General features: G+C 65.1%; 23 protein-coding genes. 8 read left to right on the forward strand and 15 right to left on the reverse strand.

Annotation, left to right across the window (positions count from 1 at the left end; translation table 11 throughout):
* The first annotated feature begins 3 nt into the window (after positions 1-3).
* Positions 4-1,437, forward strand: coding sequence for a bifunctional serine/threonine-protein kinase/universal stress protein (locus JQ627_RS27720; protein WP_212487403.1), 1,434 nt, complete (start codon positions 4-6; stop codon positions 1,435-1,437).
* 6 nt (positions 1,438-1,443) lie between these two features.
* Here the strand turns inward: JQ627_RS27720 and JQ627_RS27725 are convergent, their stop codons facing one another.
* The 5 genes from JQ627_RS27725 to rpe all read right to left on the reverse strand — a co-directional run bounded on the left by JQ627_RS27725 (position 1,444) and on the right by rpe (position 3,423).
* Positions 1,444-1,635 (reverse strand): hypothetical protein, encoded by a 192-nt coding sequence (locus tag JQ627_RS27725; RefSeq protein ID WP_212487404.1) that lies wholly within the window; start codon positions 1,633-1,635, stop codon positions 1,444-1,446.
* 22 nt (positions 1,636-1,657) lie between these two features.
* Positions 1,658-1,837, reverse strand: a complete 180-nt coding sequence (locus JQ627_RS27730; protein WP_212487405.1) for a hypothetical protein — start codon at positions 1,835-1,837, stop codon at positions 1,658-1,660.
* Positions 1,838-1,841: 4 nt separating this feature from the next.
* Positions 1,842-1,982 (reverse strand): hypothetical protein, encoded by a 141-nt coding sequence (locus tag JQ627_RS27735; RefSeq protein ID WP_167541699.1) that lies wholly within the window; start codon positions 1,980-1,982, stop codon positions 1,842-1,844.
* A gap of 90 nt (positions 1,983-2,072) precedes the next feature.
* Positions 2,073-2,672, reverse strand: coding sequence for a hypothetical protein (locus tag JQ627_RS27740; protein ID WP_212487406.1), 600 nt, complete (start codon positions 2,670-2,672; stop codon positions 2,073-2,075).
* Between the two features lie 49 nt (positions 2,673-2,721).
* The gene (gene rpe / locus JQ627_RS27745; protein ID WP_129268524.1) at positions 2,722-3,423 is read right to left on the reverse strand and encodes a ribulose-phosphate 3-epimerase; all 702 of its coding nucleotides are present in this window, start codon (positions 3,421-3,423) and stop codon (positions 2,722-2,724) included.
* A gap of 254 nt (positions 3,424-3,677) precedes the next feature.
* Between rpe and JQ627_RS27750 the strand changes: the two genes are divergently transcribed.
* Positions 3,678-4,469 (forward strand): EF-hand domain-containing protein, encoded by a 792-nt coding sequence (locus JQ627_RS27750; protein ID WP_212487408.1) that lies wholly within the window; start codon positions 3,678-3,680, stop codon positions 4,467-4,469.
* 115 nt (positions 4,470-4,584) lie between these two features.
* Complete coding sequence (locus JQ627_RS27755; RefSeq protein ID WP_212487411.1) at positions 4,585-5,262, forward strand: LptA/OstA family protein; 678 nt, start codon at positions 4,585-4,587, stop codon at positions 5,260-5,262.
* A 19-nt stretch (positions 5,263-5,281) separates the two neighbouring features.
* Here the strand turns inward: JQ627_RS27755 and JQ627_RS27760 are convergent, their stop codons facing one another.
* Positions 5,282-6,280: a P1 family peptidase gene (locus JQ627_RS27760; RefSeq protein ID WP_212487412.1), complete on the reverse strand. Its 999-nt coding sequence runs from the start codon at positions 6,278-6,280 to the stop codon at positions 5,282-5,284.
* A gap of 59 nt (positions 6,281-6,339) precedes the next feature.
* Positions 6,340-9,120: a PAS domain S-box protein gene (locus JQ627_RS27765; protein ID WP_212487414.1), complete on the reverse strand. Its 2,781-nt coding sequence runs from the start codon at positions 9,118-9,120 to the stop codon at positions 6,340-6,342.
* A gap of 265 nt (positions 9,121-9,385) precedes the next feature.
* Between JQ627_RS27765 and JQ627_RS27770 the strand changes: the two genes are divergently transcribed.
* Positions 9,386-9,772 carry a response regulator gene (locus JQ627_RS27770; RefSeq protein WP_212487416.1) on the forward strand — a complete coding sequence of 129 codons (387 nt, stop codon included), beginning with the start codon at positions 9,386-9,388 and terminating at the stop codon, positions 9,770-9,772.
* A 75-nt stretch (positions 9,773-9,847) separates the two neighbouring features.
* Here JQ627_RS27770 and JQ627_RS27775 read toward each other — a convergent pair whose 3' ends face one another.
* The 5 genes from JQ627_RS27775 to JQ627_RS27795 form a co-directional block, all read right to left on the reverse strand.
* Entirely contained in the window at positions 9,848-10,966 is a 1,119-nt protein-coding gene (locus tag JQ627_RS27775) for a branched-chain amino acid ABC transporter substrate-binding protein (RefSeq protein ID WP_212487419.1), read from the reverse strand.
* A gap of 162 nt (positions 10,967-11,128) precedes the next feature.
* Positions 11,129-11,872 carry an ABC transporter ATP-binding protein gene (locus JQ627_RS27780; protein ID WP_212487421.1) on the reverse strand — a complete coding sequence of 248 codons (744 nt, stop codon included), beginning with the start codon at positions 11,870-11,872 and terminating at the stop codon, positions 11,129-11,131.
* Positions 11,869-12,702 (reverse strand): ABC transporter ATP-binding protein, encoded by an 834-nt coding sequence (locus JQ627_RS27785; RefSeq protein WP_212487423.1) that lies wholly within the window; start codon positions 12,700-12,702, stop codon positions 11,869-11,871. The genes JQ627_RS27780 and JQ627_RS27785 overlap by 4 nt, the downstream gene beginning before the upstream one ends.
* Entirely contained in the window at positions 12,699-14,018 is a 1,320-nt protein-coding gene (gene livM / locus JQ627_RS27790; RefSeq protein WP_212487426.1) for a high-affinity branched-chain amino acid ABC transporter permease LivM, read from the reverse strand. Before livM ends, JQ627_RS27785 begins: the two co-directional genes overlap by 4 nt.
* Before the next feature lie 9 nt (positions 14,019-14,027).
* A complete protein-coding gene (locus tag JQ627_RS27795) occupies positions 14,028-14,945 on the reverse strand; it encodes an ABC transporter permease subunit (protein WP_212487428.1) in 918 nt (305 codons plus the stop codon).
* A 289-nt stretch (positions 14,946-15,234) separates the two neighbouring features.
* Between JQ627_RS27795 and JQ627_RS27800 the strand changes: the two genes are divergently transcribed.
* Both JQ627_RS27800 and JQ627_RS27805 read left to right on the forward strand, forming a co-directional pair.
* Entirely contained in the window at positions 15,235-15,408 is a 174-nt protein-coding gene (locus tag JQ627_RS27800; RefSeq protein WP_212487430.1) for a hypothetical protein, read from the forward strand.
* Positions 15,409-15,590: 182 nt separating this feature from the next.
* A complete protein-coding gene (locus tag JQ627_RS27805) occupies positions 15,591-16,127 on the forward strand; it encodes a hypothetical protein (protein ID WP_212487432.1) in 537 nt (178 codons plus the stop codon).
* Here the strand turns inward: JQ627_RS27805 and JQ627_RS27810 are convergent.
* From JQ627_RS27810 to JQ627_RS27820, 3 genes are all read right to left on the reverse strand, one after another.
* Positions 16,089-16,481 carry a carboxymuconolactone decarboxylase family protein gene (locus JQ627_RS27810; RefSeq protein ID WP_212487434.1) on the reverse strand — a complete coding sequence of 131 codons (393 nt, stop codon included), beginning with the start codon at positions 16,479-16,481 and terminating at the stop codon, positions 16,089-16,091. The genes JQ627_RS27805 and JQ627_RS27810 overlap by 39 nt on opposite strands.
* Positions 16,482-16,590: 109 nt before the next feature.
* Positions 16,591-17,373 carry a 3-oxoadipate enol-lactonase gene (gene pcaD, locus JQ627_RS27815; RefSeq protein WP_212487437.1) on the reverse strand — a complete coding sequence of 261 codons (783 nt, stop codon included), beginning with the start codon at positions 17,371-17,373 and terminating at the stop codon, positions 16,591-16,593.
* Between the two features lie 28 nt (positions 17,374-17,401).
* The gene (locus JQ627_RS27820) at positions 17,402-18,757 is read right to left on the reverse strand and encodes a 3-carboxy-cis,cis-muconate cycloisomerase (RefSeq protein ID WP_212487439.1); all 1,356 of its coding nucleotides are present in this window, start codon (positions 18,755-18,757) and stop codon (positions 17,402-17,404) included.
* Positions 18,758-18,942: 185 nt separating this feature from the next.
* Here JQ627_RS27820 and JQ627_RS27825 point away from each other — a divergent pair, with 185 nt between their 5' ends.
* Both JQ627_RS27825 and JQ627_RS27830 read left to right on the forward strand, forming a co-directional pair.
* The gene (locus JQ627_RS27825) at positions 18,943-19,389 is read left to right on the forward strand and encodes a carbon monoxide dehydrogenase subunit G (protein WP_212487442.1); all 447 of its coding nucleotides are present in this window, start codon (positions 18,943-18,945) and stop codon (positions 19,387-19,389) included.
* A gap of 145 nt (positions 19,390-19,534) precedes the next feature.
* The gene (locus tag JQ627_RS27830; RefSeq protein WP_008137528.1) at positions 19,535-20,020 is read left to right on the forward strand and encodes a (2Fe-2S)-binding protein; all 486 of its coding nucleotides are present in this window, start codon (positions 19,535-19,537) and stop codon (positions 20,018-20,020) included.
* Positions 20,021-20,036: the final 16 nt, after the last annotated feature.

Consider the following 20,036-nt stretch of genomic DNA (forward strand, 5'->3'; position numbering starts at 1 on the left):
CCGATGCCGCAATCCCTGGTCAAATCGGGCGCCGAGATCGACGGCTATACGATCGGTGAATGCGTCCATGCCGGCGGCATGGCGACGCTGTGGACCGTCACCCATCCCGGCATCGACGTGCCGCTGCTGATGAAGATCCCGCGGGTGTCGGAGGGCGAGGATCCCGCTGCGATCGTCTCGTTCGAGATGGAGATGATGATCCTGCCGCGGCTCGCCGGGCCGCACGTGCCGTCGTGTTTCGGCACTGGCGACTTCGCGCACCAGGCCTACGCTGTGATCGAGCGCATTCCCGGGACCACCCTCTACAAGCGGCTGCCCGACCTGCCGCTGCCTTATGACGAGGCGCGGCAGCTCGTCGCGAAGATAGCGACCGCGCTCGCCGATCTGCACCGGCAGAACGTGATCCATCACGACATCAAGCCGAGCAGCATCATGTTCCGCGATAGCGGAGAAGCCGTGCTGATCGACTACGGCCTGTCGCACCACAATCATTTGCCGGATCTGTTGCAGGAGGAGTTCCGCCTGCCTTACGGCACCGCACCCTATATGGCGCCCGAGCGGCTGCTGGGTGTGCGCGACGATCCGCGCAGCGATCTGTTTTCGCTGGGCGTGCTGCTGTATTTCTTCACCACCGGCGAGCGGCCGTTCGGCGAGGGCGAGACGCTACGCGCGATGCGTCACCGGCTGTGGCGCGATCCGCATCCGCCGCGCAAATTGCGCAGCGACTATCCGCCCTGGCTTCAGGAGGTGGTGCTGCGCTGTCTCGAGATCGAGCCGGTGTGGCGCTATCCGACCGCGTCCCAGCTCGCCTTCGATCTCGCCCATCCGGACCAGGTCAAGCTCACCGCGCGTTCGGAACGGCTGAAGCGCGATCCGCTCGGCGTCGCCTGGCGGCGGCGCTTCAACCAGGGCGTCATGGCGCCGCGCGCGAAATCGGACGTCGCCGCGCAAATCGCCTCCAGCCCGATCCTCGCGGTCGCGCTCGACACTGTGGAAGGCGCGGGCGAGCTGAACGAGGCGCTGCGCGTGACGACCGAGCGCATTCTCGCGACGCTGCCGTCGGCGCGGCTCGCCTGCGTCAACGTGCTCAAGCTCAACCGCATCGCGATCGACCGGACGCTCGACGAGCAGGGCTCCAACAAGCATATCGACCGTCTGGTCGCGCTCCGGCATTGGGCGACGCCGCTCAAGCTGGATGAGAGCCGGCTGTCGGTTCATGTGCTGGAAGCCGTTGATCCCGCCGCGGCGCTGCTGGAATTCGCCGAGGTCAATCAGGTCGACCACGTCATCATCGGCGCGCGGCAGAGCTCGTTCCGCCGCACGCTGCTCGGCAGCGTCTCGGCCAAGGTGGCCTCGGAGGCGGCCTGCACCGTCACCGTGGTGCGGCCGCCGCGGATGGCTGCGGCGAAGCCAGACGCCGGAGTGGTGTGGGGCTAGGGAAGATCACGCCGCGTGGGCGGCGTGGACGGAGCGCTTGCGGCGGATCGGCCAGCAGAATTGCGGGCCGGGCTCGCCGTGATCCGCGCTACCGCCAAAATACTGGATGATCTCGCGGCAGGGCTCGCAGTTGAAGAGGTTACGCGACGCGGATGCCTTGGTCATTTCCTTCAGGCAGTTCGGGCAGTGCGGCTTCATCGGGCTTAGTCCAGAATACAATTCAATGCCGGCGCGGTGACCGGAGTGGGTGATCCAGGTCCGCCGTATCGGGCCCGGTGTCGTCGCGCATCTCGCCTTCGGTGCGTTCGAGCCGACCGAAGAAATAGTCGAGGTCAGGATGCGGGCGCCGCGGGATGCGGCACCTGCGCTTCAGCTGACGCTTCACGAGCGCGATCTGCATGGGCTCAGGCCCGGTACCAGTCGCGGCGGACGATGCGGGCCGAACGTGCCGGGACCTTCACCGGTCCGGCCGATGGGCCAAACACAACAAACGCACTGAAACCAAGCCACAACGCCACGCCAGTCCAGACCAGGGTCGTCGTCATGATGTGCTCCCGCGAAAACAGGCAAGAATCACTAGCGGTGATTTGCACGAATCAGGGAAGTCCGGAGGAGTACGGATCAAGATTGCAATTTTAGGCATTGCGCGTCGCAGCACTCGCAAGAGCCGCAGCTTTTTGCGTGTGCGACCGCCGCATCGTGCCGGCGCGCGCGCCTTCGAGGATATCCCGGACGCGCGGAGCGTCTCGAACACAGCGAAATCCATAGCGGCCGGTGTAGTCGGCATCGGGCGAACGGGTCGATCGTCCTGACGCGAAGTTGAGGTGGCCGGCGCCACCGCCGATGTCCAGGATTTCAAGGACCGCGTCCATCGCCTCGAACGACGTCTGGCTCGCCGTCCGTCGGCCCCAGGCCGTTCGCAAGATCAGCGCGCGGCGATCGGTGATCACATAGAGCGTCTGCAGGTCTTGCAGCAGCATCACCAACGGAGCCGCAACCATCGCAACTCCGAGCATCACGAGAGGTTGGGCCGCTCGGTCGATCCAATCGCTTCTGATGGCGATGACGGTCAGCAACAGCCAGGGGAATCCGATCCACCACAGAAATCGCCACATGATCATGCGGGCGACGCCGTCGGGCTGGCCCTGCCAGATCACCTGCTCGCCGTCCTGCAGGGCCTCGACGAGCAGGCGCCGCAGGCCTGCGGAAAACAGCGTGGCGCGGATTTCATCCATTCGCATTGGTCGCAGCGGCCACAAGGCCGGTTCGGACCGCGAATGGCCGTCAGATGGCCTCGCCGCGCGCCGTTGCCGCCGCGTTGCGGATCGCGGCGATGTTGGTTTTGTACGCGTCCTGCGTGCCGCCCCTGAACACGGAGGTGCCGGCGACGAAAGCGTTGGCGCCGGCCGCGGCCAGCGGGCCTGCGACATCAGGGCCGACGCCGCCATCGACTTCGATGTCGATCGGACGTCCCGCCGTCATCGCGCGGATGTCGCGGATCTTGCCGATCGCGGAGGGGATGAAGGCCTGGCCGCCAAATCCGGGATTGACCGACATCACCAGCACGAGGTCGACGAGGTCGATGACGTATTCGAGCACGCTGATCGGGGTGCCCGGATTGAGCGAGACGCCGGCCTTCTTGCCGAGTGCGCGAATCGCCTGGAGCGAGCGGTGCAGGTGCGGACCGGCTTCCGCATGCACGGTGATGTGGTCGCAGCCGGCTTTGGCGAAGGCCTCGAGATAGGGGTCGCAGGGCGAGATCATCAGATGCGCGTCGAAGATCTTTTTGGTGTGCGGGCGCATCGCCTTGATGACGTCCGGGCCGTAGGAGATGTTGGGAACGAAATGACCGTCCATCACGTCGAGATGGATCCAGTCGGCACCGGCGGCGTCCACCGCGCGTACCTCTTCGCCGAGCCTGGAGAAGTCCGAGGCCAGGATCGAGGGCGCGATGGCCAGGGGGCGGGGGGCGAAGGCTTGGGTCATGGCGCGGTTTCCCGTGGCGGCCGAACGACGAATGGGCCTCGCCTAACATGGGCCTCCGTGGCGGGCAATGCAGGGGAGGCGTGCTTCCTGTGGGCGGAAATTTCTGCCGCGACCGGCATGAATTGCCGTTGTTCCCGAGGCCCACAAAGCACGGCGAATGCGGATTTCATTGAGCTTTTTGCGCTGGCACGGCGCTTGCTGACTTCACCTCCAGAGCATTGACCGCGGCATGCCGCATCGGTTGGAGTTGTGCAATGTTGTTTGCCCTTGGTGCCGTATCGAGTGCGCTCGACGCGATCCAGTCGCTGACGAATTCGAAATCGTCCTCGTCGACCCAGAAGACGGGATCTTCACAAAGCGCGCCGACCAATCCGTTTGCGATCGACAGCGGCAGCAGCAGCACGACCAGCGGCGCGGCCTCGTCGGTCAATGCGGGCAAATATCCGCAGATCTCGCCGGAGACGATGAACGCGTTGTTCGCCGCGCAGAGTCAGTCGACGGACAACACGAGCGGTGCGACCAGTGCATCGACATCGAGTTCCACGTCCTCGACGAGCCGGGATGCCGCGCTGAAGGACCTGTTCTCGCAGATCGACGGGGACGGCGACGGCAACATCACCAAGTCCGAATTCGAGAGCGCGCTGGGGGCCGGCGGCACCAACCTCGCGCAGGCCGACGACGTGTTCTCGAAGATGGATACGAATTCCGACGGCAGCGTAAGCCTCGACGAGATGTCGAAAGCGCTGAAGAGCGGCCATGGCGGCCACCACCACGCGCAGGGTACGGACGGTTTGGGCAATGGATCGGATTCGTCGTTGCAGTCCAGCGGTGGCTCGACCTCGACCACGACGACCGCCGCCGACGGCTCGACCACCACCACCGTCACCTATGCCGACGGCTTCAAGATGTCGACGACGGTCCCCGGCGCCTCCAGCTCCTCCGCCAATTCGGCCTATGATCTGTTCGCGCAGTTGATGCAGCGGCAAGGCGGGCAGGGGCAAGGCGCCTCGGCGACTGCCGGCTCGTCCATGTCGATGAGCGTCTAAGCGGTAGCCTTCTCGACTCGGGGCGTGTGCAAGCTTGACCGGCCCGAACCAGTCCAGCGCGGCCAAAGCAACCAATCCCATTCCCATCAGATCGAATTCTTCGTAATGATGGCGCATGCTCAGATATCTGGCGGGTGCGCCTAACAATATTCGCCAATGCGCCGCGTATCTCGCGGTGCCGATGATCTTTGTTCTCGTCTCTTGCGCCACCTTTCGAGACGTCGCCGCGCAGAGTTCAAGCACCAACGCCGTCCAGGGATTTTCGCAGAACCGCGACCAGCCGATCAGCATCGAGGCAGCATCGCTCGAGATGCGCGACAAGAAAAAGGAAGCGACGTTCTCGGGCAAGGTGAAGGTGGTGCAGGGCGACACCACCATGACGTCCAAGGCGTTGGTCGTGTTCTACGATTCGAGCTCGCCACCGGCGAACGCGAAGCCCGCAAAGTCCGCTCCGTTGCAGTCGGCCACGCCCGGTCCGGGCGGAAGTTCGTCGATCCGTCGGCTGGAAGCGCGGGGCAGTGTCGTCGTGGTGCAAAAAGATCAGGTCGTCAACGGCGAGACCGCGATTTTTGACACCAGGGCCAATCTGATCACTGTAGCCGGTGGCGTGGTGCTCACCCAGTGCAGGAACGTTCTCCGCGGCACGCGTCTCCTGGTGGACATGACCACGGGCGTTTCACGGGTCGAATCCGACAGCGGGAAAGTTCACGTGCTGGTCGATCAGTCGTCGAATTCAGGCTGCGGATCGTCGGCAGCGCCCTTGGGGTCGTCTGCGCCAGGACCGAAGAGGTAATACAAGAGGCGCGTGCCCCTTACGCGCCGAAGCGGTCTTTCCACGCCGGTAATGCTCCCGCAAACGGCAGCGCGGTTGCATGGTAGACGCCGCGCGCGATCGCGCGGGCGACCACGTTGGCGGCGACCGTGCCGAGCTCGGTGAGGCCGACCAGCGGCTCGATCGGCTTCTCGCAGGTCGCAGCCGCAAACAGCACGTCGCCGTCGGTCGGTGCATGGACCGGATAGATGGCGCGGGCAAATCCGGTGTGCGCGATCATCGCAAGCCGCTTGGCCTGGGCCTTGGTCAGCGTGGCGTCGGTGACGACGAGGCCGATCGTGGTGTTCTCACGCGCGCTCGCGGCGGGGCCGCCCTTGATGCGCATCGTAAGCATGTCCGGCGTGAATTTGGGCGGCAGGCCGCGCCCGCCGAACTCGCCATTCTCCTCGAACGGCGCCGCCCAGAACCACGGTCCCTCGCCGACGGTTGCGCTGCCGACGGCGTTGACGACCATGATGGCGGCGACCTTGATGCCGTTGGCGAGGACCGCCGAGGCCGAGCCGAGCCCGCCCTTGAAGGTCGCGGTGGTGGCCCCGAGGCCGGCGCCGACGCTGCCCAGCGCGAAGTCGTGGCCTGCGGCCACAGCTGCGGCGTAACCGAGATCGCGATAGGGCCCGAAGCGCCCCCAGGCCTTGTCGCCGCCGTTGAGCAGGTCGAACATGATCGCACCCGGCACCAGCGGGATCACGGCGCCGCGGATATTGAGACCGCGGCCGTGTTCCGCGAGCCAGGCTTGCACGCCGCCGCCGGCCTCGATCCCGAAGGCGGAGCCGCCGGACAGCGCGATCGCATCGACCCGTTCTTGTGTGCTGGCAAGATCGAGCAACGCATCCTCGCGCGTGCCGGGGCCGCCGCCGCGGACGTCGATCGCCGCGACCGCCGGGGCATCGAAGATGATCGCTGTCGTGCCCGAGGCGACTTTCGCATCCTCGGCGTGGCCGACCCGGACGCCGGCGATATCGGTGAGGAGATTTTTCAAGGCGGCTCCGTCGGCTCAAGGCAGTTCGCCATCAGCGATAGCGCACCGGTGCCGTCTGCTCAACTCGCCAGCGCCGTCCTGAGCATCTTGGCAAGCTCGGATTTGCGGTAGGGCTTGGCCAGCAGCAGCACGCCGGAATCGAGCCGACCGTGATGGACGATGGCGTTCTCGGTGTAGCCCGAGGTGAACAGCGTCTTCAGGTCGGGACGCCGCCGCACCGCCTCGTCCGCGAGCTGGCGGCCGTTCATGTGACCCGGCATGATGATGTCGGTGAAGAGCAGGTCGATGCCCTTGTCGGCATCGATGATGGTGAGCGCTTCGGCCGCGTTGGCGGCCTCGAGCGCGGCATAGCCGAGGCTCTTGATCTGGGTCACGACATATTGCCGTACCAGCGCGTCGTCCTCGACGATCAGGATCTTCTCGTCGCCGCCGGTGATGGGCACGTTCTGGAGTGCCTCGAACTCGGTCTCCTGCACGCCGCTCGAGCGCGGCAGGTAGATCTTCACGCTCGTGCCGTGGCCTTCCTCGCTGTAGATCTTGATGTGGCCGCCGGACTGCTTGACGAAACCGAACACCATGCTGAGCCCGAGCCCGGTGCCCTTGCCGACCTCCTTGGTGGTGAAGAACGGGTCGAACACCCGCTCGATCAGGTCCGGCGGAATGCCGGTGCCGGTGTCGCTGACCGCGATCATCACATAGCTGCCGGCGACGACGTCGGGATTCATGCTGGCATAGCCGTCGTCTAGGAAGATGTTGCGGGTCTCCAGCACCAGTGTGCCGCCGTCCGGCATGGCGTCACGCGCGTTCAGCGCGAGATTGAGGATCGCGGTGGAGAGCTGGCCCGGGTCGACCATCGCCGGCCAGGCATCCTCGGTGAGCTGCGGCGTGATGGTGATCTGCTCGCCGAGGGTCGGGTGCAGCAGCTTGGCGGCGTCGAGCGCCAGCGCATTGACGTCGATCTCGCGCGGCTGGAGCGGCTGCTTGCGGGCAAAGGCGAGCAGGTGCTTGGTCAGTTGCGCGCCGCGTTCGGCGGCGTCGTCGATCAGCTTGGTGATGGCGGCGAGCTCGGGGCGGTCGGCCACCGCATCCGCGAGGATGCCGATCGTGCCGGTGATGACGGTCAGCACGTTGTTGAAATCGTGGGCGACGCCGCCGGTCAGCTGGCCGATGGAGTCCATTTTCTGGACCTGCCTGAGCTGGGCTTCCGCGGCCTGCTTCTCGGTGAGGTCGCGGCCGATGAAGAAATGGCGCTTCACCGGCTCCGACCAGGTCCCCATCCAGTTCAGCGTCACCTCGTGACCGTCGTAGTGGTAGTAGCGCGCCTCGAAGCTGCGCTTGACCGCGCCACGCCGCGCCGCGCGCATCTCGCCCCGCGTCTTGTCGAGATCGTCAGGGTGAATGAACTCGGTGGCGCTGTGGCCGATCATGTCCTCCGGCTTGTACCCGAGAATGTCCTTCACGCTCGGGCTGATCTGGATGAAATTGCCGTAACCGTCCGTCACGAGGATCAGGTCCTGCGAGGTCTCGAAGATGCGCTGGCGCTCCTCGATCTCGCGGTTGAGAGCGGATTCCGCCCGCTTCCGCTCGGTGATGTCGCGGGCGACCTTGGAGGCGCCGATGATCTTGCCGTCGGTCGATCGCAGCGGGACCTGGCTCAGCAGGACGTCGATCGGCTGGCCGTTCTTGTGCAGCCGCACGGTCTCGTGCTGGTCGATGACCTCGCCGTTGCGGGTGCGGGCCAGCATTTCGGCGACTTCCTCGCGCTGCCCCTCGGGCATGATGATATCGACCTGGCGGCCGATCGCCTCGTTGGCGGAGTAGCCGAAGACGCGCTCGGCCGCATTGTTCCAGGACGTGATGGTGCCGTCGAGCGACTTCGTGATGATGGCGTCGTTGGAGGATTCGACGACGGCGCTGAACAGCCGCTCGCGCTCGGCATAATAGTTCCGCTCCGAGCTCGACTGCCGCTGTAGCGCGCCGACCATGCCTGCCGTGTTCGCCTGGAGACGCACGTTCTCGATGAGCAGAACCGCGAGCACGAAACTCGATGCAAAGAGGCCGTAGACCCGGCCAGTATAGAAGCCGAGATCGAAACGCGCGACGTTGACGATCGCGGACAGCGCGATGTCGAACAGCCAGGCGCACATCGTGACCATGAGCCAGACGTCGATCACCGTGTGCGGCTTGCGAAACCACAGCGTGACCAGCGCCGCGAAGCTCAGGGACCACACGAACGACACCACGCCGATCATGGTGGTGGTGTAGTGGCCGTCCTTGAGCAGGACCGGCAGCAGGCCGTGCTGCGCAGTCACCAGCCAGGCGAAGACGGTCAACGCGACGAACACGCCGGCGACGGAGAGTGCTATCGCGGGAGCTGACGAGCCCGCAATCCCGTTGCCGCCGTTGCCGTCCTTGAGCCAGGCATAGGCCAGCACGAACAGCGGGAAACCGCCGTGCCAGATCATGTAGAGCCAGACGGTGGTCTGCGAGCCTGCACCGAGCAATCCGGCCGGGGCGAACAGCCCGGGGAAGGTGAGGGCGTGGGTCACCGCGGCGCCCGCCGTGAACAGATAGCCGGTCGACAGCAGCAGCAGCGCGCGGCTGCGCAGCACGGCGAACTGCGACAGCAGCAAAACGGCAGTGATGATGTCGCTGACCGCGAGCGCCGACTGGTAGCTCGCCACGAAGGCCGGCACCTGCACCAGCGGCAAGCCCGCAAACGGTACGGCCAGCGCGAACAGGATCGCGGAGATGCCGACGATCGCCAATGCCGCCCTGCGATCGCTCCGCGTAGCCGGCAAGGTCGACAGGAACGTGCTTCGGTCGTTGGGTGCTAGCACGTCGAGCTCTCGAACGCCGGCATGATGACCTCCTAGTCAATCTCTTCCGGCCGGGAAGCCGCTACCGTCATGGTAGCCCGCTCCGGGCGCGCATCCTGACAGAAAGCGCTCGCGACTCAACCGAAGGTTACAGCTTACTTAACGTGGCGGGGGACTCGGAACGGGTAACTGGTAAGAGGTGCTTTACCGGACGGACTCATACTGCCTTGCCGGCCTCTTGCGGTGAATTGAACCAAATAATGATACGAATCCGGAAGTTGTTCCCATGCCCCGTGTCCTCGTTGTCGACGACCAGAAGGAGGTCCGCGCCATGGTCGCGATCGTGCTTCGGGTCAACCATTTTGATGTGGTCGAGGCCGAGAGCGGCGCAGCGGGACTGAAAGCCTTCAAAGAGGGGGCTTTCGATGCGGCGATTGTCGATATTTTCCTGGCCGACACCAGCGGCGTCGACGTCATGGTGGCTCTTCGGGAGCGAGTTCCCGGGTTCCCGATCGTTGCGGTCTCCGGCATGACCGCGCTGGATTTCATGGACGAGGCGCCCGGTCTGGCCGACGTGGTATGCCTGCAAAAGCCGTTTCGACCGAACGATCTCCTGCAAGCGCTCCGCAAGGCCCAGGCTGCGGCGGGCGGCGAGCTCTCCGCCGCTGTCTGACCGTACGGCAAAAGAAAACGCCCCGGCGAACCGGGGCGTTGGGATCGATCTGGCTAAAAGGTCAGGTATCCTGTCTTAGGTGCCATTGCCCTTGATTTCGGCGTAGCCGCCCTTGGCGTCCCACTTGTAGACGACATAGTCGAGCTGCTTGATGTCGCCCTTGGCGTCATACTCGATCGGGCCGATCACGGTGTCCCACTTGCCGGCCTTGATCGCCGCCATGACCTTCTTGGCGTCAGTGGTGGCGGCCTTCTTCGCCGCCTGCGACCAGACTTGCATCGCCGCGTAGGTGTAGAGCGTATAGCCCTCGGGATCGATGTTCTTGGCCTTGAAGGCGTCGACGATCTTCTTCGCGGTCGGCTTGTTGCGCGGATCGGGACCGAAGGTGAACAGCGTGCCTTCGCCGGCCGGGCCGGTGATGGAGGCGTACTCCTTGTCGGCGAGCGCATCGCCGGCCATCAGGATCGTCTTGAGGCCCTGGTCACGCATCTGGCGCAGGATCAGGCCGCTCTCCTGATGGTAGCCGCCGACATAGACGAGATCGATGTTGTCGCGCTTCAGGCGCGAGACGATCGCGTTGAAGTCCTTGTCGCCCTTGTTGTAGGACTCGTACATCTTCTCGGTGATGCCGGCCTTGTTGAGCGCCTTCTTGGTTTCATCGGCGAGACCCTTGCCGTAGGTGGTCTTGTCGTTGAGGATCGCGATGTTCTTGCCCTTGAAGTTCTTGGCGATGTACTGCGCCGCGACAAGGCCCTGCTGGTCGTCACGGCCGCAGACGCGTGCCACGTTCCAGAGTCCGCTATCGGTGAACTTCGGATTGGTCGAGGCGGGGGTAATCTGGAGCACGTTGCCGTCGGCATAGGCTTCGGAGGCGGGGATCGACGACGACGAGCAATAGTGCCCGGCCACGAACGGGATTTTCGCGCCGGCGATCTTCTCGGCGATCGAGCGCGCCTGCTTCGGATCGCAGGCGTCGTCCTCGACAGTGAGCGCGAGCTTCTTGCCGTTGACGCCGCCGGCGGCGTTGATGTCAGCCACGGCCATCTCGGCGCCGTTCTTCATCTGGCGGCCGAAGGCGGACTCGCCGCCGGTCATCGGGCCTGCGACTGCGACGGTGACATCCTGCGCGAACGCCGCGCTCGATAGCGCGATCGATGCGCCGAATGCCAGACCGATGAGCTTCAGTGATTTCATGAGATACCTCGCGGGTGGTCGCCTGTGGAAGTTGCCGGGTATGCCCGGTTCAAACCAGCGCCATTCTCGAATGAATCTCGGGAGAAGTCACCGGCAAAATACGGGCAATGGCGGAGATATCTCGCCACATTCGGCCGCACGGTGCGCCGCCGTCGGGCAGCCTCAGCCGTGCCGGCCGCCTTCCAGGTAGGCGGCGCGAATCTCGGGGCGCTGCAACAACTCGGTGCCCGTCCCGGCCAGCGTGATCAGGCCGTTGACCATGACGTAACCGCGATGGGCGAGCTTCAGCGCATGGTTGGCATTCTGCTCGACGATCAGCACGGTCAGGCCGTCCTGCCGGTTCAGGGTGCGGATCGCATCGAAAATCTGGCGCGCGATCAGCGGCGCCAGCCCGAGCGAGGGCTCGTCGAGCAGAAGCAGGCGGGGGCGGCTCATCAGGGCGCGGCCGATTGCCAGCATCTGCTGCTCGCCGCCGGACAGCGTTCCACCGCGCTGGGCGTAGCGCTCCTTCAGGCGCGGAAACAGCGTGAACACGCGTTGGAGCGTGGCCTCGCGTTCCGCGTCCGTGCATCCGGTGGCATCCGCCCCCATCTGCAGGTTTTCCGCCACGCTCATGCGCGGGAAGATGCGGCGGCCTTCCGGCGATTGCGCGATGCGCAAATGGGCGATCTCATGGGTGGGAACGTCGGTGATGTCGCGGCCTTCGTACAGGATCTGGCCGGCGCGGGCGCGCGGCTTGCCGAAGATCGTCATCATCAGTGTCGACTTGCCGGCGCCGTTGGCGCCGATCAGGGCCACGATCTCGCCGGCGCTGATCTCGACATCGACGCCCTTCAGCGCCTCGATCTTGCCGTAGGCGGCGCGCAGGCCCCGGATCGAGAGCAGGGGAGTGGACGCCGACGTCACGACCCGCTCTCCATCACGGCCACGGCCTCTTCCTCGTCGGTGCCGAGATAGGCCGCGATCACCTTGGGATCGTCGCGGATCTCGCGCGGAGAGCCTTCCGCGATCTTGACGCCGTGGTCCATCACCACGATGTGGTCGGATATCTCCATGACGACCGACATGTCGTGCTCGATCAGCAGGATCGAAGTGCCGAGCTCGTTGCGGATCGAGAGCAGAAGCTCGCTCAAGGCTGCGCTCTCGCGCGCGTTGAGACCCGCGGCGGGCTCGTCCAGGCACAAGAGCGCGGGCTCGGTGCACATCGCGCGCGCAATCTCGAGCCGGCGCTGGTCGCCATAGGAGAAATTACCGGCGGCATCATCGGCCCGATCGAGCAGATTGACCCGCTTGAGCCAGTCGGTGGCGAGATCGATCGCGTGCTTTTCGGCGTCCCGGTAAACGGGGGCGCCGATAAGGCCGAGGAAGGTGAAGCCGGAGGCGCGCATCAACGCGTTGTGCTGTGCCACCATGAGGTTTTCCAGCGCGGTCATGCCGGGAAACAGGCGGATGTTCTGGAAGGTGCGCGCCACCTTGGCCTGCTTGGCGATGCGGAAATCGTTCAGCCGCTCCAGCGCAATCACCTTGCCGTCGTCATGGGTGAGGCGAATGGCGCCGCCGCTCGGCTTGTAGAAGCCGGTGATGCAGTTGAACACGGTGGTCTTGCCGGCGCCGTTCGGCCCGATCAGCGCGGTGATCTTCTTCCGCTCGGCCGCAAACGACAGGTCCTGCACGGCGACGATGCCACCGAAGCGCATGGTCAGCCGGTCCACACCGAGAATCTCGTCGCCGCTCATCCGTGCCCTTCCTTGACGAGGTCGGAGGAGATCGCCTGCGCCTTGGTCAGATACACGGTCGGCGCGCGATGGCCGATCAGGCCGCGCGGCCGCCAGATCATGATCAGTACCATGGCCATACCGAACACCAGCATGCGGTAGGTCTCGAGGCCGCGGAACAGCTCGAAGCCGCCGATCATGGCGAGCGCGGCGAGCGCGACGCCGAGCTGCGAGCCCATGCCGCCGAGCACGACGATGGCGAGCACCAGCGCCGATTCCTGGAAGGTGAAGGATTCCGGACTGATGAAGCCCTGGCGCGTCGCGAAGAACGCACCGGCAAAGCCGCCGAACATGGCGCCGGTCGCGAACGCCGTGAGCTTGGTGGTCGTGGTGTTGATGCCGAGCGCGCGGCAGGCGACCTCGTCCTCGCGCAAGGCCTCCCAGGCGCGGCCGATCGGCAGGCGGCGCAGCCGGATCGTCACCCAGTTGGTGAGCAGCGCAAGCGCCAGGATCAGATAGAACAGGAAGACGATGCGGTGGGTCGGCGAATATTCGATGCCGAGCCTGGCCGCGAGCCCGTTGTCGCTGTTGTCCAGCGGGATGCCGAAGAAGGAGGGGCGGGGAATGCTGGAGACGCCGTTGGGGCCGCCGGTGAGGCTCTGCCAGTTGATGATGACGAGGCGGATGATTTCGCCGAAGGCGAGCGTCACGATGGCGAGATAGTCGCCGCGCAGCCGCAGCACGGGGAAGCCGAGCAGCACGCCCCAGAACGCGGCGAGGATGCCGGCGAGCGGCAGGCAGACCCAGAACGACCAGCCGAAATTGGTGGCAAGCAGCGCGTAGGAATAGGCGCCCACCGCGTAGAAGGCGACGTAGCCGAGATCGAGCAGGCCGGCGAGCCCGACCACGACGTTCAGCCCCCAGCCCAGCATCACATAGGTGAGCACGAGGATCGCGAGATCGAGGATATAGCGCTGGTCGTAGAAGATCACCGGCACAAGCACCGTGAAGATCAGAAGAACGGGCGCCAGGTAGCGGCCCAGAAACGACATGCCGCTGCGTACAGCCGGCGGCACCAGCTTGTCGGTGCCGTTTGGACCGATCCACTGTCGCAAGAGCCCGATCACGATCGAGCCGCCGAACACGGCGGCGACGAGGGAGGCGACCTCGCCGAAGCGCGTCCAATAGGTGAGCTGGCCGTCGGAACCCGCTTCGGTGCGGATGCCGACCATCAGCGAGAAGAGCACCAGCGCGATCAGGGCGTTGACGAAGGCCGTCTTCAGGAGAGCGGGGATGCCCGTTGCAGGTTTGGCCGTATTGGTCGAGGAAACTATCACGCGCGACCGTCAGACTTTTTCGACTTCGGGACGGCCGAGCAGGCCGGTCGGCATGAAGATCAGCACGACGATCAGGATCGAGAACGCCGCGACGTCCTTGTACTCGACCGAGAAATAGGCCGACCAGAACGTCTCGATCAGGCCGATCGCGAGGCCGCCCAGCATGGCGCCGGGCAGCGAGCCGATGCCGCCGAGCACGGCCGCGGTGAACGCCTTGATGCCGGCGACGAAGCCCATGAAGAAATCCACCAGGCCGTAATAGAGCAGGTACATCAGGCCCGCGACCGCGGCGAGCGCGGCGCCGATCACGAAGGTCATGGAGATGGTGCGGTCGACGTTGACGCCGAGCAGCGCCGCCATGGTCTGATCCTGCTCGCAGGCGCGCATGTCGCGCCCGAGCCGGGTGCGCGAGACCAGCCAGGTGAAGAGCGCGAGCAGCACGATGGTGGTCACGACCACCATGATCTGGATGTTGGAGAGCTGGATGACGAAGCCGTCCGTGCTCTCATGCAGTGTGTAGCCGCCGGTGATGAAGGGCGGGATCGGCTTGACGCGCGCGCCCTGCGCCACCTGCGAGTAATTCGTCAGCACGAAGGACATGCCGATCGCCGACAGCATCGGGGCGAGGCGGAAGGAATGACGCAGCGGCCGGTAGGCAATCCGCTCGATGGTCCAGCCATAGAGCGCGGTGATCGCCATCGACACCAGCAGCACCACCAGCAGGATCACCGGGATCGCGGTCAGGCCGAGCGAGACCAGGATCAGGAAGGTGATCAGGGCGATGAAGCCGCCGATCATGAAGACATCGCCGTGGGCGAAATTGATCATGCCGACGATGCCGTAGACCATCGTATAGCCGATGGCGATCAGGCCGTAGATCGAGCCCAGAACGAGTCCGTTGATGAGCTGCTGGGCGAAATAATCCATGCGCTGCCGTTACCAAACCTGACGCGGCTCAAAGGAGCTGTTTCGAGAGAGAGTTTCTGCGAGTTTCTTCTCGGGCCCCGGCAGCCCCTAAGCATTCTTCCCGTTTTGTAACAGGAGGGAACTGGCGGCTGCAACTGGCCATGCCTCGGCGCAAAGGCTTGTACAGAGGTCATTTCGTTACGGCTGTCATCTCGGTTCCGCAGGTGCGAGGAACCGGGTTCCGCAAGGCAACCAAATCGGATGGGGGCCGTTGTCTCCGTTCTGACGTCCAACAAGGGAGTTTTCCCCAATGACGAAGCAGCAGAACCAGAATCCGGGCCAGCAGACTCAGAACCCCGGCCAGCGCCCCGGTCAGCAGCAGGGCGGCGGCCAGAAACCCGGTCAGCAGCAGCAGGATCCGCAGCGCCAGGGCGAGAAACCCGGCCAGCAGCAGGGCGGTCAGCACGGTCAGGACAACAGGTAGATTTGAGAGCGCAGGGTGAAGCGAGGCCCCGCCGAAAGGCGGGGCCCTTTTCTTTGGTCGCGCCGCCTGGCGGGCCGGTTAAGGTAAACAAAGGGTTTAAATTGCCGCCACAGTCTGATGCGAGTTAGCTCCCCGCAAAGCCTTCCCATTGAAGGCGCGTAGCGAGCGAAGCGGGAAGCGGCATGTTCAGGAATTGGCGGATCGGTTCGGTCAACGGCGCCCTGCTGGCGGCCTATTTCATCCCGGCCTGGACGCTTGTGGCCTTCAACATCATGGTGGCACCGGTACACGGCCTTTACGAGCGGCCGAATGTCGCGGTGGCGCTGTTCCTCAGTGACCATCTTCAGATGGCGGGGATGAGCACGGTGCGTGCCGCCTGGCTGCTGGCCCTGGGCCGGCTGACGGTGGTGGCGTTCCTTGCCATCTATCTCGCGCTTCTGTGCATCCCCCGCGTCCGCAAGAACGGCGGCAGCGACGAGGCACTCGGCATTGCGCTTGCGATCGGCAGCCTCATCTCGTTTACGAGCATGTTGATGGCCTCGAAGGTCGGCGAGATGGCCGCGCTCAGGCTGCATGCCACCGAACTCCTGCTGCTGCTCGGCGCCGCCATCGTGGTGCTGATCGAACGGCCCGCGGCGGCGCCCAAGATCGTTCAGGAGACCGTCGAGACCGCCGCGCCGCTAGGTCTTGAGCAGGCCGAGCTCCTGCACAATCGCTGAGGCTTCCTTGACGGCGTGGTTCACCGCCGGCACGCCGCAATAGATTGCCTGCTGAAGCAGGATTTCCTTGATGTCGTCGGGGGTGAAGCCGCCCTCGGCGAGCGCCGCGCGCACGTGCAGGCGGAATTCGTCCCATTGCCCGAGCGCGACCATGGTGCCGATCACCAGCACGCGCCGCGTGCGCTCGTCGAAATGCGGCCGCGTCCAGATCTCGCCCCAGGCATAGCGGGTGATCATGTCCTGGAAGTCGGTGTTGAAGGCATTGCGGCCCGCGATCGACTTGTCGACCCAGGTATTGCCCAGCACCTTCCGGCGCACATTCATGCCGGCATCGCGGCGCTTCTGGTCGTCCATGTTGTTTCCTCCTCTCCGTCATTGCGAGCGTAGCGAAGCAATCCAGTATCCCTCCGCGGCGATGGTCTGGATTGCTTCGTCGCTACGCTCCTCGCAATGACGGTCGTGGTTAGCGCTGGGTCAAGAATCCAACCACAGCGTCGGTGAACGCGTGCGGCTGCTCGACATTTGAAATGTGGGCGGCGTCGATGATGGTCATGCTGGCGCCGGGAATGCTCGAGCGGATCAGCTCGCCCGCCGAGATCGGGGTTGCCATGTCGTGGCGGCCGGCGATCACCAAGGTCGGGCTCTTGATCTTCGGCAGCAGCGCGCGCTGGTCGAGCGTCGATAGCGCCTCGCAGCAGGCCAGATACCCCTCGACCGGGGTCGCAAGCAGCATCGATTTCATCTTGGCGGTGATGTCGGGCTCGCGCTCGCGGAAATCCTGCGTTAGCCAGCCCGCGATCACGGCATCGGCCACCGCGGCGATGCCGCCCTTCTTCACCGCGTCGATGCGCTCCAGCCATTTGGTCGGCTCGGCATAGTAACAGGAGGTGTTGGCGAGGATGAGCTTGCCGAAGCGCTCCGGGGCGTTCGCGCCCAGCCATTGCCCGACCATGCCGCCCATCGACAGGCCGCACCAATGCACCTTCTCGATGTTGAGGTCGTCGAGGATCGCCAGCACGTCGCGGCCGAAGCGCTCCATCGTATAGGGGGCGGGCGGGACGTTGGACTTGCCGTGGCCGCGGCGGTCGTAGCGGATGACGCGGAACACCTGCGTCAACGCCTTCATCTGCGGCTCCCACATCTGAAGCGTACAGCCGAGCGAATTGGACAGCATCAGCGTCGGCCCGCCGTCGCGGCCCTCGACGGAGACGTTGATCAGGCAACCGTCGGCATCGATCATGGGCATGCGGCGTCTCCGTCGTGTTTGGCAGTTTTTAGTCGCGGTCGAGGCTGTCGAGCAGCCGGTCGATCAGGGCCTGGGAGGCCCCTTGATAGGCCATCGGCTCGAACAATGCCGCAATTTTTTCCGGTGCGAGATGCGCGGTGACCTGCGAGTCGGCCGCGAGAACCTCGCGCAGATGCTTCTTCTCGGCGACTGCCCGCTTGCTTGCGGTCTCGATCAGATGATGCGCATCGCTCTTGCCGATCTTGTCGGCCAGCGCGAACGTGACCGCTTCGGCCATGATCAGGCCGTGCGTCGCATCGAGATTGCTGCGCATGCGCGCAGCATCGACGTCGAGCCCTTCGGCGATGTCGACCATGGCGGCCAGCGCGCCGGAGGCGACCAGCATCAGTTGCGGCAGCGTCGGCCATTCCGCGTGCCAGGGGCCGGCGCTGCGCTCATGGTCCTGCACTTGGGCTGCAAAAATCGTCGCGGCGAGCTGAGGGGCCATGGTTGCGCAGCCCAGCGCGCTCGCGGCCGCAACCGGGTTGCGCTTGTGCGGCATGGTCGAGGAGCCACCGCGGCCTTCGCCAGCGGGCTCGAACGCTTCGCCAACATCGGTCTGCATCATCAGTGAGACGTCGCGGGCGATCTTGCCGCAGCTTCCAGCGAGAATCGCAAAGCACGATGCGGCTTCCGCGATCCGGTCGCGATGGGTGTGCCACGGCGCCTCCGGCAGCGGCAGGTTCAGCTCCTGTGCCAGCCGTTCGGCGACCGGAAGCCCCTTGTCGCCGAGGGCCGCGAGCGTGCCGGCCGCGCCGCCGAATTGCAGCGCAAGGCCCTCGCGGGAGAGCCGCCGCAGGCGGCAGCGGGCGCGGGCGAGGCTTGATGCGTATTCGGCAGCCTTCAGGCCGAACGGCATCGGCAGCGCGTGCTGGAGCCAGGTCCGTGCCACCATCGCGGTGTTGCGATGGCTGCGCGCCAGCGCGGCAAAGCCCTTGATGGCGCGGCTGAGATCGGCATCGAGTGCATCGATGCCGGCGCGAAGCGTGAGCATGGTCGCAGTGTCGATGACATCCTGGCTCGTCGCGCCCCAATGCACGTAGCGCGCGGCCTCCGCGTCGGCCTCGCCGACATTGGCGGTCAACGCCTTGACCAGGGGAATCGCGAGATTACCGGATCGCGTCGCGGCCTCGGCCAGTGCGGCCATATCGAAGGCATCAGCCTTGCAGGCCGCTTCGATCGGTCCCACCGCGGATGCGGGAATCACGCCGGTGGCGACCTCAGCCCGAGCCAAAGCTGCCTCGAAATCGAGCATGTTCTGGAGGGTCGACCGGTCGTCGCAGACGGCGCGCATGGCCGCGCTCGACAGCATCGGCGCGAGCAGGGGGGCGAGGGCTGTGCTCATGTTGCGCAAGTCCTGGGTAGCGACCTAATCACCATGCCCCGGCTGTGCCAATCCTTGATCGTCCGCACAAGACTTTTTGCAGTTGCGAATATGCATTGCACGTGACCGGGGGCCACCCTTTCCTTTGGGGCCTCCGTGCGTTACTTGAGCAGCATTATAGTATTGCGATCTCGGGAGGTACCCCCATGGCCATGACGATGAACGGCGAAGTCCAGCTTGCGGCGCCGCGCGAGGCTGTGTGGGAGAAGCTCAACAATCCCGAGGTGCTGAAGGCCTGCATCCCCGGCTGCGAGGAGCTGGAGAAGACCGACGACGGCGGTTTTCGCGCGACGGCTAAAATGAAGGTCGGGCCGGTGTCGGCGCGCTTCAAGGGCAAGGTCATGCTGAGCGATCTCGACCCGCCGAACGGCTACAAGATCTCCGGTGAAGGCGAGGGCGGGGTGGCCGGCTTCGCCAAGGGCGGCGCCGTGGTCAAGCTGGCGGAGAAGGACGGCGGCACGCTTTTGTCCTACGACGTCGAGGCGCAGATCGGCGGCAAGTTGGCGCAGCTCGGCCAGCGCCTGATCAACGGCACCGCCAAGAAACTGGCCGACGAATTTTTCGCGAACTTCGCCAAAGCGGTACAGGGCTGAGGCCCATTACCACGTAGCGCCTTTTGGCATGGCCGCTTGCGCCCCGGGCGATGTTGCCCCGGGGCATAATGGCCCATATGATGGGTTGGAATAATTATAAGAACCGCTTCGACGGGACCCGTCGGGGCGCTGATAGAGAGTGCTTATGGCAAAAATCTCCCTCATCGTGAACGGCAATCCTGTCACGGCCAACGTCGATCCCCGCACCCTGCTGGTGCAGTTCCTGCGCGAGAATCTGCGCCTGACCGGCACCCATGTCGGCTGCGACACCTCGCAGTGCGGCGCCTGTGTCGTGCATCTCGACGGCAAGGCCGTGAAGTCCTGCACCACGCTGGCCGTGATGGCCGACGGCCACGAGGTCAAGACGATCGAGGGACTGGCCGCCGATGGTGCGCCGCTGCATCCGATGCAGGAGGCCTTCCGCGAGCACCATGGCCTGCAGTGCGGCTTTTGCACGCCGGGCATGATCATGACCGCGATCGACATCGTTCACCGCAAGGGCAACGAGCTCGACGACCATACGATCCGGGAAGAACTGGAAGGCAATCTCTGCCGCTGCACCGGCTACCAGAACATCGTCGCCTCGATCTCCGCCGGCGCCAAGGCGATGGCGAAATCCGATCTCGCCTAACCCGCGCACGCATCCC

The organism is Bradyrhizobium liaoningense (genome assembly GCF_018130785.1).
GTDB classification, from domain to species: Bacteria; Pseudomonadota; Alphaproteobacteria; order Rhizobiales; family Xanthobacteraceae; genus Bradyrhizobium; species Bradyrhizobium liaoningense_A.

What these genes read in the sequence shown, in the direction of transcription:
- JQ627_RS27720 (WP_212487403.1), top strand. Translation starts at nt 4, where the DNA reads ATGCCGCAATCCCTGGTCAAATCGGGCGCCGAGATCGACGGCTATACG.
- JQ627_RS27725 (WP_212487404.1), bottom strand. Translation starts at nt 1,635, where the DNA reads ATGAAGCCGCACTGCCCGAACTGCCTGAAGGAAATGACCAAGGCATCC.
- JQ627_RS27730 (WP_212487405.1), bottom strand. Translation starts at nt 1,837, where the DNA reads ATGCAGATCGCGCTCGTGAAGCGTCAGCTGAAGCGCAGGTGCCGCATC.
- JQ627_RS27735 (WP_167541699.1), bottom strand. Translation starts at nt 1,982, where the DNA reads ATGACGACGACCCTGGTCTGGACTGGCGTGGCGTTGTGGCTTGGTTTC.
- JQ627_RS27740 (WP_212487406.1), bottom strand. Translation starts at nt 2,672, where the DNA reads ATGGATGAAATCCGCGCCACGCTGTTTTCCGCAGGCCTGCGGCGCCTG.
- rpe (WP_129268524.1), bottom strand. Translation starts at nt 3,423, where the DNA reads ATGACCCAAGCCTTCGCCCCCCGCCCCCTGGCCATCGCGCCCTCGATC.
- JQ627_RS27750 (WP_212487408.1), top strand. Translation starts at nt 3,678, where the DNA reads ATGTTGTTTGCCCTTGGTGCCGTATCGAGTGCGCTCGACGCGATCCAG.
- JQ627_RS27755 (WP_212487411.1), top strand. Translation starts at nt 4,585, where the DNA reads ATGCTCAGATATCTGGCGGGTGCGCCTAACAATATTCGCCAATGCGCC.
- JQ627_RS27770 (WP_212487416.1), top strand. Translation starts at nt 9,386, where the DNA reads ATGCCCCGTGTCCTCGTTGTCGACGACCAGAAGGAGGTCCGCGCCATG.
- JQ627_RS27775 (WP_212487419.1), bottom strand. Translation starts at nt 10,966, where the DNA reads ATGAAATCACTGAAGCTCATCGGTCTGGCATTCGGCGCATCGATCGCG.
- JQ627_RS27785 (WP_212487423.1), bottom strand. Translation starts at nt 12,702, where the DNA reads ATGAGCGGCGACGAGATTCTCGGTGTGGACCGGCTGACCATGCGCTTC.
- JQ627_RS27795 (WP_212487428.1), bottom strand. Translation starts at nt 14,945, where the DNA reads ATGGATTATTTCGCCCAGCAGCTCATCAACGGACTCGTTCTGGGCTCG.
- JQ627_RS27800 (WP_212487430.1), top strand. Translation starts at nt 15,235, where the DNA reads ATGACGAAGCAGCAGAACCAGAATCCGGGCCAGCAGACTCAGAACCCC.
- JQ627_RS27805 (WP_212487432.1), top strand. Translation starts at nt 15,591, where the DNA reads ATGTTCAGGAATTGGCGGATCGGTTCGGTCAACGGCGCCCTGCTGGCG.
- JQ627_RS27810 (WP_212487434.1), bottom strand. Translation starts at nt 16,481, where the DNA reads ATGGACGACCAGAAGCGCCGCGATGCCGGCATGAATGTGCGCCGGAAG.
- pcaD (WP_212487437.1), bottom strand. Translation starts at nt 17,373, where the DNA reads ATGCCCATGATCGATGCCGACGGTTGCCTGATCAACGTCTCCGTCGAG.
- JQ627_RS27820 (WP_212487439.1), bottom strand. Translation starts at nt 18,757, where the DNA reads ATGAGCACAGCCCTCGCCCCCCTGCTCGCGCCGATGCTGTCGAGCGCG.
- JQ627_RS27825 (WP_212487442.1), top strand. Translation starts at nt 18,943, where the DNA reads ATGGCCATGACGATGAACGGCGAAGTCCAGCTTGCGGCGCCGCGCGAG.
- JQ627_RS27830 (WP_008137528.1), top strand. Translation starts at nt 19,535, where the DNA reads ATGGCAAAAATCTCCCTCATCGTGAACGGCAATCCTGTCACGGCCAAC.